The organism is Rhizobium sp. WSM1274 (assembly GCF_025200775.1).
Classification (GTDB): domain Bacteria; phylum Pseudomonadota; class Alphaproteobacteria; order Rhizobiales; family Rhizobiaceae; genus Rhizobium; species Rhizobium leguminosarum_I.
In genome coordinates this window covers 1,458,780-1,471,027 of the sequence record NZ_CP104138.1, presented here as the reverse complement: position 1 = coordinate 1,471,027, position 12,248 = coordinate 1,458,780, and the positions used below count along the sequence as shown (strand labels likewise).

Annotated in this window: 13 protein-coding genes; 9 read left to right on the top strand and 4 right to left on the bottom strand. The window is 60.6% G+C overall.

Translation table 11 applies throughout. The features are described from left to right. The gene (ribH, locus tag N2600_RS07475; RefSeq protein ID WP_170261188.1) at nucleotides 1–456 is read right to left on the bottom strand and encodes a 6,7-dimethyl-8-ribityllumazine synthase; all 456 of its coding nucleotides are present in this window, start codon (nucleotides 454–456) and stop codon (nucleotides 1–3) included. Nucleotides 457–801: 345 nt separating this feature from the next. Between ribH and N2600_RS07470 the strand changes: the two genes are divergently transcribed. The 3 genes from N2600_RS07470 to N2600_RS07460 all read left to right on the top strand — a co-directional run bounded on the left by N2600_RS07470 (nucleotide 802) and on the right by N2600_RS07460 (nucleotide 2,418). Next, nucleotides 802–1,161, top strand: a complete 360-nt coding sequence (locus N2600_RS07470) for a hypothetical protein (protein WP_162117198.1) — start codon at nucleotides 802–804, stop codon at nucleotides 1,159–1,161. 214 nt (nucleotides 1,162–1,375) lie between these two features. Next, nucleotides 1,376–1,876, top strand: a complete 501-nt coding sequence (locus N2600_RS07465) for a cupin domain-containing protein (RefSeq protein WP_162117197.1) — start codon at nucleotides 1,376–1,378, stop codon at nucleotides 1,874–1,876. 26 nt (nucleotides 1,877–1,902) lie between these two features. Further along, the gene (locus tag N2600_RS07460) at nucleotides 1,903–2,418 is read left to right on the top strand and encodes a GNAT family N-acetyltransferase (protein ID WP_162117196.1); all 516 of its coding nucleotides are present in this window, start codon (nucleotides 1,903–1,905) and stop codon (nucleotides 2,416–2,418) included. A 152-nt stretch (nucleotides 2,419–2,570) separates the two neighbouring features. On the opposite strand, the gene N2600_RS07455 is transcribed toward N2600_RS07460, so the two are convergent. Then, nucleotides 2,571–3,517, bottom strand: a protein-coding gene (locus N2600_RS07455) for an IS630 family transposase (RefSeq protein WP_222282285.1) whose coding sequence is annotated in 2 segments (ribosomal slippage) — nucleotides 2,571–3,176 and nucleotides 3,179–3,517 — 945 coding nt in all. Because the reading frame shifts where the segments join, the coding sequence is not laid out codon by codon here. Between the two features lie 268 nt (nucleotides 3,518–3,785). Here N2600_RS07455 and N2600_RS07450 point away from each other — a divergent pair. The 6 genes from N2600_RS07450 (at nucleotide 3,786) to N2600_RS07425 (ending at nucleotide 10,287) form a co-directional block, all read left to right on the top strand. Continuing rightward, the gene (locus tag N2600_RS07450) at nucleotides 3,786–5,762 is read left to right on the top strand and encodes a glycosyltransferase family 1 protein (RefSeq protein WP_162117195.1); all 1,977 of its coding nucleotides are present in this window, start codon (nucleotides 3,786–3,788) and stop codon (nucleotides 5,760–5,762) included. Nucleotides 5,763–5,786: 24 nt separating this feature from the next. Continuing rightward, nucleotides 5,787–6,353 carry a dTDP-4-dehydrorhamnose 3,5-epimerase gene (rfbC, locus tag N2600_RS07445; protein ID WP_162117194.1) on the top strand — a complete coding sequence of 189 codons (567 nt, stop codon included), beginning with the start codon at nucleotides 5,787–5,789 and terminating at the stop codon, nucleotides 6,351–6,353. 17 nt (nucleotides 6,354–6,370) lie between these two features. Further along, nucleotides 6,371–7,426 (top strand): dTDP-glucose 4,6-dehydratase, encoded by a 1,056-nt coding sequence (gene rfbB / locus N2600_RS07440; protein ID WP_170256768.1) that lies wholly within the window; start codon nucleotides 6,371–6,373, stop codon nucleotides 7,424–7,426. A 3-nt stretch (nucleotides 7,427–7,429) separates the two neighbouring features. After that, nucleotides 7,430–8,317: a dTDP-4-dehydrorhamnose reductase gene (rfbD, locus tag N2600_RS07435; protein ID WP_260298540.1), complete on the top strand. Its 888-nt coding sequence runs from the start codon at nucleotides 7,430–7,432 to the stop codon at nucleotides 8,315–8,317. Between the two features lie 10 nt (nucleotides 8,318–8,327). Beyond that, on the top strand, nucleotides 8,328–9,197 hold the full coding sequence (rfbA, locus tag N2600_RS07430; RefSeq protein WP_026154098.1) for a glucose-1-phosphate thymidylyltransferase RfbA: 870 nt from the start codon (nucleotides 8,328–8,330) through the stop codon (nucleotides 9,195–9,197). A 141-nt stretch (nucleotides 9,198–9,338) separates the two neighbouring features. Further along, nucleotides 9,339–10,287 (top strand): IS630 family transposase gene (locus N2600_RS07425; RefSeq protein WP_162115351.1). Its coding sequence is split into 2 segments (ribosomal slippage): nucleotides 9,339–9,674 and nucleotides 9,676–10,287, totalling 948 coding nucleotides; the frame shifts between segments, so codons are not numbered across the junction. A 39-nt stretch (nucleotides 10,288–10,326) separates the two neighbouring features. Here the strand turns inward: N2600_RS07425 and N2600_RS07420 are convergent. Both N2600_RS07420 and ribD read right to left on the bottom strand, forming a co-directional pair. After that, nucleotides 10,327–10,938: a riboflavin synthase gene (locus N2600_RS07420; protein ID WP_162117191.1), complete on the bottom strand. Its 612-nt coding sequence runs from the start codon at nucleotides 10,936–10,938 to the stop codon at nucleotides 10,327–10,329. Further along, nucleotides 10,938–12,245: a bifunctional diaminohydroxyphosphoribosylaminopyrimidine deaminase/5-amino-6-(5-phosphoribosylamino)uracil reductase RibD gene (ribD, locus tag N2600_RS07415; protein ID WP_260298539.1), complete on the bottom strand. Its 1,308-nt coding sequence runs from the start codon at nucleotides 12,243–12,245 to the stop codon at nucleotides 10,938–10,940. Before ribD ends, N2600_RS07420 begins: the two co-directional genes overlap by 1 nt. Nucleotides 12,246–12,248: the final 3 nt, after the last annotated feature.

Here is a 12,248-nt window from a genome sequence, read left to right as displayed (position 1 = left end):
TTATGCACCCAGTTTCTGCTTCAGCTCGATCATGGTCAGAGCTGCACGAGCGGCAAATCCGCCCTTGTCCTTTTCCAAGCGGCGCACGCGCGCCCAAGCCTGTTCGTCGTTTTCGACGGTGAGGATACCATTGCCGATGGCAAGGGACTCGCTGACCGCGAGATCCATCAAGGCGCGCGAGGATTCATTCGACACGATATCGAAGTGATAGGTCTCGCCGCGAATGACCATGCCGAGGGCGACATAGCCGTCATAATGCGTTCCGCCATTGTCGTCTCCATCGAGCGACATGGCAATCGCCGCCGGAATTTCCAGTGCGCCGGGAACGGTGACGACCTCGAATGTAGCGCCGGCCTCTGTCAATGCGAAGGTCGCGCCTTCGAGCAGGGCGTCGGCCATGTCGTCGTAGAAGCGGGCCTCAACGATCAAAATATGGGGAGCGGTCTCTCTCGGCATGGTTCACCTTCGGTTTGCGGGACATTTACCCACTCGGCAGCCCGCGGTCAAAACATGCCTTCGTCCGAATGGCAAGCAATTTCGCCCGATGCCGCAATAGGAAAGAGGAAATATCTGCAAGGGGATAGCGGGACCACAGATGCACAGCTGGGCAAGCCTCTGAAATCAGCTTTCTCCGACGCCTGGAAAGCGACAATTCGAAGGCGGCTTTCATGAACAATTCTTAATGTGTTTTCAGTGGCTTAACCCATTGAATCGCGAAACGGAGAGAGCCAATTCCATGTCGTGACGCAGACGATCCCTGCAACGACAGCCGACCGTCTAAGCAGATGAAAGGATACCATCATGAACCGCGTTGTCACCATTACTATCGCTGCAGCCCTCTCCTCTCTCGCATTTGCCGGCGTCAGCCGGGCCGAAAGCCTTGGGATGAACACGGCCCAGGGCATCGAGCGGACACTCAGGACCTTCCAGGGCAATGACTTCAATGTCGAGCAGGTCCATAACTGGCGCAATCTCGATGACGAGACGACCGGTCCGCGCTCGGCACCGGAACGTTCCAGCCAGGCCGTCCACGGCATCCAGGCCTCGATCGACGCCAACAGGTCGCTTGCCCACAGGCTTAACAACGAAGGCGTCGACGTCCGCAACATCGTCAACGCCGAGCAGGCAGCCGACGGAAGCTTGACCTTCTACGTCCGCTGACGCGCCAGCGCATACCACCCGAGGCCGGAATCGATCGTCGGGGGTATGCGTGGGTTGAGTGATCGAGCGTCCCTCGCGTTTCCATTCGACGCACGGCTCTCAAAGCATGGGCGCGGTCTCCTCTCCGCCCATGCTGGGGATATCGGAGATAGGCCCAGATAATCATTGAATTCTCCTGGGATGACGGCTTCTCTTGCTGAAACAGGAGGACGTCATGACGGAATCGAAGGCGGTGATCAATACCGCCGATCTCAAGCTCGACCACTGGAAACAGGGCGAGCTCTATGAAAGCACCGACACCTCTTTCAGCACGCTTATCGGCCTTGTCGGCCTCGGCGTCAGCTACAACGAGGTGCCGCCGGGCAAATCGGGCTGCCCCTTCCACAACCACCACGTCGAAGACGAGCTCTTCTATGTGATCGCGGGTACCGGCGAATACCGCTTCGGCGATGCGCGCCATGCGATCAAGGCGGGCGACGTACTCGGCGCGCCGGCCGGCGGGCCTGAAACGGCGCACCAGATCATCAATACCGGCATGGTCACACTCGTCTATCTCGGCATTTCGACGATGGCGAAGACCGAGATCGTCGAATATCCCGATTCCGGAAAATTCCTTGCCAAGACGAATAGGGACGGTGCAGAAAACAAGCGCTTTCGTCATATCGGACGGCCGGAAGGCGATCTCGACTATTGGGACAGCGAGCCCGGCGCCTGAGGACGTGTTTTTTTATAAGGACCGATGTGACCGACATTCCAATCCTCGAAACGGAGCGGCTGACGCTTCGCCCTCACCGCCTCGACGATTTCGACGCACATGCGGCACTATGGGCGGACGAGGATGTCGTGCGCTTCATCACCGGCGTGCCGTCGACGCGCGAGCAGAGCTGGAGCCGCATGCTGCGCGTCGCCGGCATGTGGCATCACATGGGCTTCGGCTTTTTCGCGATCGTCGAAAAGGAGAGCGGCCGGTTCATCGGTGAAGCGGGCTTCCAGGAATCCCGGCGCGAGCTGGAACCGTCGATCGAGGGGACGATGGAGGTCGGCTGGGCGCTGATGCCCTCGGCGCACGGCCGCGGTTATGCCACTGAGGCGCTGAAAGTCCTGATCAGCTGGGCGGAAACGCATTTTCCCGAAAAACAAATGAGCTGCATCATCAGTCCCGAGAACCAGGCGTCGCTACGGGTCGCAACCAAGCTCGGATTCCGCGAGACGGCGCGCACGCAGTACAACGGCGAGATCATCCAGTTTTCGCGGTAGGGAATGAGAATTGGCTACCGTGTCGAATGATGGGGTCTACAAAAGCGGCGTATAATCCGAGGCGGCCCAATTCCAAATGTGCCATCGCAGCTCTTTGCGATACTGGCAGCAGAAGCGGCTGAGCCAATAAAGCTGGCTAGAGCGGGATTGTTTTATGTCCGTTCATATCCGGCTTCCTTGAAGTAGTTTTGGCACTCTTTCGGCGAGACGGTTTGAAGGGTGGCTGCCAGCGCGTCGTCGATGGCCTGTCGGGTTCGAGCCTGCGCCTTGCGCAGCTCGTGCTTGATCTTGGCGAAGAGTTTTTCGATCGGATTGAGATCGGGGGAATACTGCGGCAGGAAGAACAATCTGGCGCCGGCCTTGCGGATGGCGGCACGGATAGCGCCGGCCTTGTGCGAGCCGAGATTATCCATGACGACGATGTCGCCGGGTTTGAGCTCCGGTACCAGCACCCTCTCGACATAGATGCGAAAGCGTTCGCCATTGATCGGGCCGTCGATGATCCACGGTGCGCTGACGCGGTCGGCCCTGAGGGCTGCGACAAAAGTCATGGTATTCCAGTGGCCGAAGGGCGCATGGCCCAACAGCCGTTCGCCGCGCGGCGCCCAGCCCCTGAGCGGCGTCATATTCGTCTTCGTCCAGGTTTCGTCGATAAAGACAAGGCGAGATGGATCGATGCGATGGCGATGCTTCAGCCAGCGCGCCCGCCGGGCGGCAACATCGGGCCGCTCGCGCTCGCTGGCGACCAACGTCTTTTTTTATAACTCAGCCCTTCCTCATGCACGAAGGTCCGGACGGCGCTGTAATCCACTTTCAGGCCGCGCTCTCCGAGTTCCGCCACCAACCCGCGCAAGGTGAACGCCTGCATGTGGCAGCGATCGATCAACCAGACCCGATGTTTACCTGAGATCGCCCGTGGCTTGTGCCCGCCCATCTGGCCGGGAGCCGCGCTGCCCGTCTCACGCAAGCGCCGGACCCAGTCGATCGCGGTGCTGATGCCAATGCCGAAGCGCTTTGCCGCCGCTCGACACGACAGGCCCTCGCGCGTTACTGCGCCAACAACGCGTTCCCGAAGATCATCCGAAAAAGGTTTCGCCATCCAGACCGGCCTCCTGCACCGGCCAGAATGGTGAATCTGATTTGCACCAGAAAGGGAATCCCTGTTCCGATTCCGACTAAAACAATCCCGCTCTCTAGAGAAAACTGAGCAAGGAAGTCGAGCGCCCACACCCGCTCCATGCTGACCAGCGAAAGTTCTGCGAACAGTGTGGCGCAAGCTTCATCTCAAATAGTAGGCATCAAACAGGCTCGAATTGCCGTTCTGCGGATTCCCCATGCAGACGGCAGCTCTTCGCAAAGGACATACCTTGACGATCAATCAGCCCATTTCTTCTTTGCCGGCCGGCCTTCCCGACCTAGCGCTTCTCACGGAGAAGGCTGCCGGCACGGGATCCGTCATTGTCTATCAGCCTTATCTCGATCTTTCGCAGCGCAGCCAGCTCGATGCGGCTGCCATGCCGCTCGACATCTCGTTCAATACGCAGGCTACGACCCGCGAATATGAACTCTTCCTCACCCTGCATCAGCATCACGAGGCGATCGGCCTCGGTGAAGACGTGTTTTGGGGGCTGCTCTCCAGCAAATTCGAGATGAAGTCGGTGACGAGCTTTCCATCTTTTGTCACGGAGGCGGAAAAGGCCAGGGCAGAAGGTGCTGACGCCTATCTTTACAACCCGCTGATCGGCCACGCGGCGATCTACAGCAACGTCTGGGAGCATTCACTGCTTGGCGGTCACCCCGGCATGGAGCCGATCTTTCTGCATATCCAGGAGCTCGGCTATCCGATCGCGCCGCCGCAGGACAAGACTGCCTTCATGTTCTGCAACTATTTCTGCGGCAACCGCAAATTCTGGTCGGGGTATTTCGCCTTTTGCGAACGCATTCTCGAATCGCTGGAAAACCAAGCCCGCACCGGCACGGCAGCGGGCGCCGCCTATGCCGGTTCGGCTCACTATTCCCGCGATGCCAGCGCGCAGATGCGCCCCTTCGTGATCGAGCGTCTGCTCGGACTTTATGTCCAGCAGGCTATCGCCTCCGGACTGAAGATCGCCGCCTTCGTACCGACCGTTGCCGATTTCGAATGGAAGTTCGGTGTCCGCCTCGGCCGAATGCTGCATGGCCTCTTCGCCGCCAAGGAAGCTTTTCTGCAGAGCCGTGACGAGGCTCTCCTGACCTCGTGGCAGCAAGGCCGCCAGCCCCTCATCAAGCAGCCGCACCTGATCTGGGGGGCTGATGATCCGCCCGGCTGGATGCCGCGCGGCCAATTTATCGGCGGCCGCGAATTGATGCGCACCTATGCCCAGCAGGCCTCAGACGCTTCCCCGGTATCGCAGCAGCCGGTGCGGACGGAAAGGCCCGCGATACCAGCCGCGCCGAAGATCGAGCAGCCGCTCCGCAACCTTTTGCAGCCCTTTGCCGGCGGATGGCAGGCACACAGGGACCGTCATTGCATCTGGATCGTGACGCCCGACAACTACAATCACAGCCACGCCTTCGACGAAGTCGCGCTTGGCCTACAGGGCGCCTTCGAGGAACTCGGCGGCACGGCACCGATCACCCGGGACATGAACGCATTCGCCGGTCGTGCGCCGATCATCTATGGCGGCAATCTTCTCCCGGCCGAAATCGTCAGCCATCTGCCGAAGGACAGTGTCGTCATCAATCTCGAGCAGGTGTCCGAAGAAAGCATCTGGATCAATTCGCGCTACACCTCGATCCTGAAGTCGTTTCCGGTTCTCGACTACAGCCCGCGCAACCGGGAAAATCTCGCCGCCAAGGGCATTGATCACGCCGGCGTGCTCGAAATCGGCTATAGCCGCTGCCTCAGCCAAATACAGCACGCCGCTGTCAAAGATATCGACGTGCTCTTCTACGGCTCGATGAACGAACGCCGCCACCATATCCTGAAGACGCTGAAGGACGGCGGGCTCGAGGTCGCGCATCTCTTCAACATCTATGGCACGGAACGCGATGCGGCGATTGCGCGCGCCAAGATCGTGATCAACATCCATCATTATGCGAGCGGCGTCTTCGAGATCGTGCGCATTTCCTATCTGCTCGCCAATCGCGTTTGCGTGCTGACGGAAGGCAACATCCGCGATCCGGACCTTCAGCCCTTCATCGGCGGCTTGGCAATTGAGCCCTATGGCGACATGATCGAGCGCTGCTACAAGCTGGTCGCAGATGCCGACGAGCGCCATGCCATTGCCGCGAAGGGCCTTGCGGCTATGCAGAGCCGCTCGCAGGCGGACATGCTGATGAGCGTCATGAGGGCGGACGCTTGATGAAGGCCGCAGAAAAGGTAAATCATGCGTATTGAGACCACGGTCATCGAGGGCATCATTGCGATCACGCCGCCACGCTTCGGCGATCACCGCGGCTACTTCTCCGAGGTATTCAAGGATGCTTGGTTCCGGGAAAATGTGGCAGACGTCACATTCATCCAGGACAATGAATCGCTTTCGGCGCAGGCGGGCACCGTTCGGGGGCTGCATTTCCAGATACCGCCCTTCGCACAGGGCAAGCTGGTACGCTGCCTTGCCGGCCGGATCATGGATGTCGTCGTCGATATTCGCGAGGGATCGCCGAGCTTCGGCAAATGGCTCTCTCAGGAGCTCTCGCCGGAAAACGGCATGCAGCTCTGGATACCGGCCGGTTTCGCTCACGGATTTGCAACCATCGAGCCGAACAGCGTCATCAGCTACAAGGTAACCGCACCCTACAGCCCGCAGCATGATCGGGGCATCGCGTGGAACGATCCGGCGATCGGCATCCGCTGGCCCTTCGATGAGGGAGACATTGTGTTGTCCGACAAGGACAAGACGCTGCCGTGGCTCGCCGATCTGCCAAGCCATTTTTCCAATTCAGCACAGTAACCAGGGATTGATTCACTATGCGCATACTGGTCACGGGCGGAGCGGGCTTCATCGGATCGGCATTGGTGCGCCATCTCGTCAGCGGGATCGGCGCCGAGGTGCTGAATGTCGACGCGCTGACCTATGCCGGCAACCTGGCATCGCTGAAATCCGTCGAATCGGCGCCGAACTATCAATTCCTGCACGCCGACATATGCGACCGCGCCAGGATGCAGGAAGCATTCGCGTCCTTCCGCCCTGATACCGTCATGCATCTCGCGGCAGAGAGCCATGTCGACCGCTCGATCTCGGGCGCGGACGATTTCATTCAGACCAACATCGTCGGCACATTCAGTCTGCTGGATGCCGCACGGCACTATTGGGATGGGCTTGAGGCTCGCCGCAAGAGTGCCTTCCGCTTTCTGCAGGTGTCGACCGATGAGGTCTACGGCTCGCTCGGCGACGAGGGCCTCTTCGAGGAAACGACGCCTTACGATCCCTCCTCGCCCTATTCCGCCTCCAAGGCCGCGAGCGACCATCTGGCGATCGCTTGGCACCGAACCTACGGCATGCCCGTCGTCGTCTCCAATTGCTCCAACAACTACGGCCCGTTCCATTTCCCCGAAAAGCTCATTCCGCTGATGATCCTGAACGCACTGGAGAGCAAGCCTCTTCCGGTTTACGGCAATGGCGCGAACGTCCGCGACTGGCTCTATGTCGAAGACCACGCCCGCGCGCTCTTCACGATCGCATCCAGAGGGCGCCCCGGCGAAAAATACAATGTGGGCGGTCGCAATGAGCGCAGGAACATCGATGTCGTTCATCGCATCTGCGCTATTCTCGACGACGTCTACAGTGACAAGAGACCGCATAAACGTCTGATCAACAACGTCACCGATCGTCCCGGACACGACGCACGCTATGCGATCGATGCCTCCAAACTCGAAAGCGAACTCGGCTGGAAGGCGCAAGAGACCTTCGAAACTGGCATCGAGAAGACCGTGCACTGGTACTTGGAAAACGAATGGTGGTGGAGGCCGCTGCGCGAAAACGTCTACTCCGGCGAACGCCTCGGCGTTTTCAAGGGACGATAAGCGATGCGCATTGCCGTCACCGGCAAACAGGGCCAGGTCGTTCAGTCGCTGCTCAGACGTGGCGCCGAAATGGGCGTCGAAATCAGCGCGGTCGGGCGCCCGGAAATGGACCTCGCGGATCCTGCAAGCATCGCAGCCGCCTTCTCGGCTCTGCGGCCGGATGTGATCGTCTCCGCCGCCGCCTATACGGCGGTCGACAAGGCCGAGAGCGAACCCGAGCTTGCTTTTTCCGTCAACGCAGCAGGCGCCGGGGCGGTTGCCGAGGCTGCCGCGCGGATCGGGGCCCCGGTCATCCACATTTCGACCGACTACGTCTTCAGCGGCGACAAGGCCTCAGCCTATTCCGAAGAGGATGCGACGGCGCCGATCTCCGTCTATGGGCGTTCGAAGCTCGCAGGCGAGAAGGCCGTCGCGGCGGCGAACCCGAACCACGTCATCTTGCGCACCGCCTGGGTCTATTCGCCCTTTGGCACTAATTTCCTGAAAACAATGCTGCGGCTTTCCGAGACGCGCGATCATCTTCGCGTTGTCGCCGATCAGACAGGATGCCCGACCTCGGCACTCGACATCGCCGATGCGATTGTTGCGATCGCAACCCGAGTTGTAGCGGACCCTGAGCCATCGCTCCGCGGCACTTTTCACCTGACCGGCAGCGGCGAAGCAAGCTGGGCTGATTTCGCCGAAGAGATATTCACGGAGCTTTCCCAATCCGGCGGCAGAAACGTCGGCGTCGAGCGCATCCCGACCGCGGACTATCCGACACCGGCCAAGCGTCCCGCCAATTCACGTCTCAACGGTGACAAGCTCGCCAGAACATATGGTATCCGGCTGCCGGAGTGGAAGCAGTCTATGAAGATTGTCATGCAAGACCTCTTGAATAAAGGTCTTTAGGGAGATGGGCATGAAGGGGATTATTCTCGCCGGCGGCACGGGCACGCGTCTGCATCCGATCACGCAGGCCGTCTCGAAACAGTTGATGCCGGTCTACGACAAGCCGATGATCTACTATCCGCTGACGACGCTGATGCTCGCCGGCATCAGGGAGTTGCTGATCATCACTACGCCTCACGACATCGAAGCCTTCAAGCGCCTTCTCGGCGACGGCTCGCAATGGGGAATTTCGCTGACCTATGCCGTACAGCCGAGCCCGGACGGCCTCGCCCAGGCCTTCATCATCGGCGCCGACTTCTTGCACGGCGACAGCTCGGCACTCGTTCTCGGCGACAACATCTTCTACGGGCACGGACTGCCGGAAATCATGAAATCCGGCACGAGCCGGCGGGAAGGCGCGACGGTATTCGCCTATCACGTCACCGATCCGGAACGCTATGGCGTTGTCGGCTTTGACGAAAAAATGAATGCGCTGTCGATCGAGGAGAAACCGAAGGAGCCAAAATCGAACTGGGCGGTGACCGGCCTCTATTTCTACGACCAGCAGGTGGTCGATATCGCCGCCAACCTGAAGCCATCACCGCGCGGCGAATTGGAAATCACCGACGTCAACCGCACCTATCTCGAGCGCGGCCAGCTTTTTGTGGAGCTGATGGGCCGGGGCTATGCCTGGCTCGATACCGGCACGCCGGACAGCCTGCTCGATGCCGCAGGCTTCGTCAGCACGCTGGAGAAACGCCAGGGCTTCAAGATCGCCTGTCCTGAAGAAGTCGCCTGGCGCATGGGCTACATCTCGCAGGACGACCTCGCCAAGCTCGCCGAGAAGCTCGGCAAGAGCGCCTACGGCCAGTATCTGACGAAGCTGTCCCCGGATTGGTGAGCTATCCGGCCGGCGCAGTACAACGGCGAGATCATTCGATTTACGTGTTAGAGCGTATCCGGATTTAGTTGAATCGGAAGGGATTCCGTTTTTGTGTGTTTTGTGATTCAAGATGCTGGCTGGAGTGGAGGCCAGCATCGAATGACGCGACCTCTTTCCAATGATCTTCGTGAGCGTGTTGTTGCTGCAATCGAAGCCGGTGAGAGCTGCCGGTCGGTTGCGGCGCGGTTCGGTATTGCCGTGTCTTCAGCGGTAAAGTGGTCGCAGCGTTATCGTTCGAGCGGATCTGTCGCGCCTGGGAAGATGGGCGGCCACCGCAAGCGGGTTCTGGAGCCGCATCGGGCGTTTATCGTGGAGCGGATCAACCAGACGCCGCATGTGTCACTGCACAGGTTGAAGGAAGAGCTGGCCGCGCGAGGGGTGAAGGTATCCCACGATACGGTATGGCAGTTCCTGCGACGTGAGGGATTGCGGTTCAAAAAAAACACTGTTCGCCCTTGAGCAGGCGCGCGCTGACGTCGCGCGACGGCGACAGCGCTGGCGATCCTGGCAGGCTGGCCTCGATCCAAGACGGCTGGTCTTCATCGATGAAACCTGGATCAAGACCAACATGGCGCCGCTTCGAGGGTGGGGGCCGAAGGGCAAACGCCTGCGCAGCTTCGCGCCGCACGGACATTGGCGCACCCTGACTTTCCTCGGCGCGTTGCGCTGCGATCGGCTTACCGCACCCTGTGTCTTCGATGGACCGATCAACGGTGAGTGCTTTCGCGCCTATGTCGAGCAGCAACTCGTACCGGTGCTCAAACCCGGCGACATCGTCGTGATGGATAATCTCGGCTCCCACAAGTCGGTCGCCATCCGTCAGATGATCCGCAACGCTGGTGCTCGGCTCTGGTACTTGCCGCCATACTCCCCCGACCTCAATCCGATCGAACAGGCTTTCGCCAAAATCAAGCACTGGATGCGCCTGGCTCAGAAGCGAACCATCGATGACACCTGGCGCCACATCGGACACCTCGTCACAACCATCGAGCCCAGCGAATGCAGCAACTACTTCGACAATGCCGGATACGCTTCCGTCAAAACCTGAAACGCTCTAGAGCGCCGCGTCCAATTCCGGTTGGCGGCGTTATCCAGCAGGGAATTCCGCCAGCCGGGCGGCGTAGCGCGCCATGGTGTCGACTTCGAAATTGACGAAATCGCCGGCCTTGCGCTCGCCCCAGGTGGTGACTTCGAGCGTGTGGCGGATGAGCAGCACGTCGAAATCCGTGCCGTCGACCGCATTGACCGTCAACGAAGTACCGTCGAGTGCGATCGAACCCTTGGGGGCGACGAATTTCGCCAGATGTTCGGGCGCGCGCAGGCGGTAGCGGGTGGCGTCGCCCTCTGCTGTCACCGAGAGGATTTCCGCCTTGCCGTCGACATGGCCGGAAACGATGTGGCCACCGAGTTCATCACCGATCTTCAGCGACCGTTCGAGATTGATGCGGCTGCCTTCCTGCCAGGTGGCGATCGTCGTCAGCCGCAGCGCCTCTTCCCAGGCCTCAACCTCGAACCAGCGGCCATTGCTGCCTTGCTGCGGCAGGCCGGTGACGGTGAGGCAGATGCCGGCATGGGAGATCGAGGCACCCATGTCGATGGTTGAGGGATCATAGGCGGTCGCGACCCGCAGGCGGATGCCTTCCTTCAGGGGAGAAACGGATTCAACCGTGCCGACATCGGTGACTATTCCAGTGAACATCAAAGCCCTCTTTCGTATTCGTCCAGGCGATCGCCGCCGAACATCAGCGTGCCCGTATGGGCAAAACCCGATGGTATGTCGGATCTCGTCAGCGGCGATTCAATACCGCGCTCGCCGATGACGACAGGCGCCTGATAAAGCTGGATGCGGTCAACGAGGCCAGCCTCGAGGAAAAGCCGCGCCGTCTTTGCGCCGCCCTCGACCAGAAGCGAGGAAATACCGCGCGTCGCGAGTGCCGGCAGCAAGACTTCCGGATGATAGGGATTGCAATGGACGACCTCAACGCCGGCGGCCTCGAGGGCTGCACGGCGGGAGTCCAAGTCGGTGGGTGCGGCACCCCCCTCTGCCCTGCCGGGCATCTCCCCGACAAGGGGGGAGATCGGATCGGGGTTAGCCCCTTGCCCCACGTCTTGCCTCAAGGCGAAACCATCACCATCGGAAACAGGGGAATTCGGATCGCGCCTCTTGCCGATCTCCCCCCTTGTGGGGGAGATGCCCGGCAGGGCAGAGGGGGGTAATCCCTCCGCATCCGATGACAACGGCCACACTTCCTCCCTCGCCACCACGATAACAGGCACTTCCCGCGCTGTCTCCACAAGCTTGCTGGTCAACGGCAATACCAGCGAGGGATCGAGCACGATGCGGATCGGCGATTGCGATTGAAGACCTGGCAAACGCACAGTCAGCAGCGGATCATCCGCAATCGCGGTACCGATGCCGACCAGGATGGCATCGGTTTCGGCGCGCAGCGCCTGCACCTGGGCGCGGGCCTCCGGGCCTGTTATCGCCACCTGCCCCTCCCCCTCGCGGCCGATCATGCCATCGGCGGAAACGGCAAGTTTGAGAGTCACATAGGGCCGGTTCTTCGTCTGGCGGGTGAGATAGGCGGCAAGCGACTGCCGGCCCTCCGCCTCCAGCACGCCGGCATCCACCTCTATGCCGGCTTCGCGCAGCATGGCGATACCGCGGCCTGAAACCCGCGGATCGGGATCGGTGACGCTGATGACGACGCGGGCAACGCCATAGTCGATCAGCGCCTCGGAACACGGCGGCGTCCTGCCGTGATGCGAGCAGGGTTCGAGCGTCACATAGGCGGTGGCGCCGCGGGCAAGCGCGCCGGCTTCAGCGAGTGCCTGCGTCTCGGCATGCGGGCGGCCACTGAGCGCCGTCACCGCACGGCCGACGATGACGCCATCCCTGACGATCAGGCAGCCGACGGAAGGATTGGTGGCGGTGCGGCCGAGATGCCAGCGCGACAGGCGGATCGCCGCCGCCATGAAACGTTCGTCATGCGGCGTGATGCTCATGGC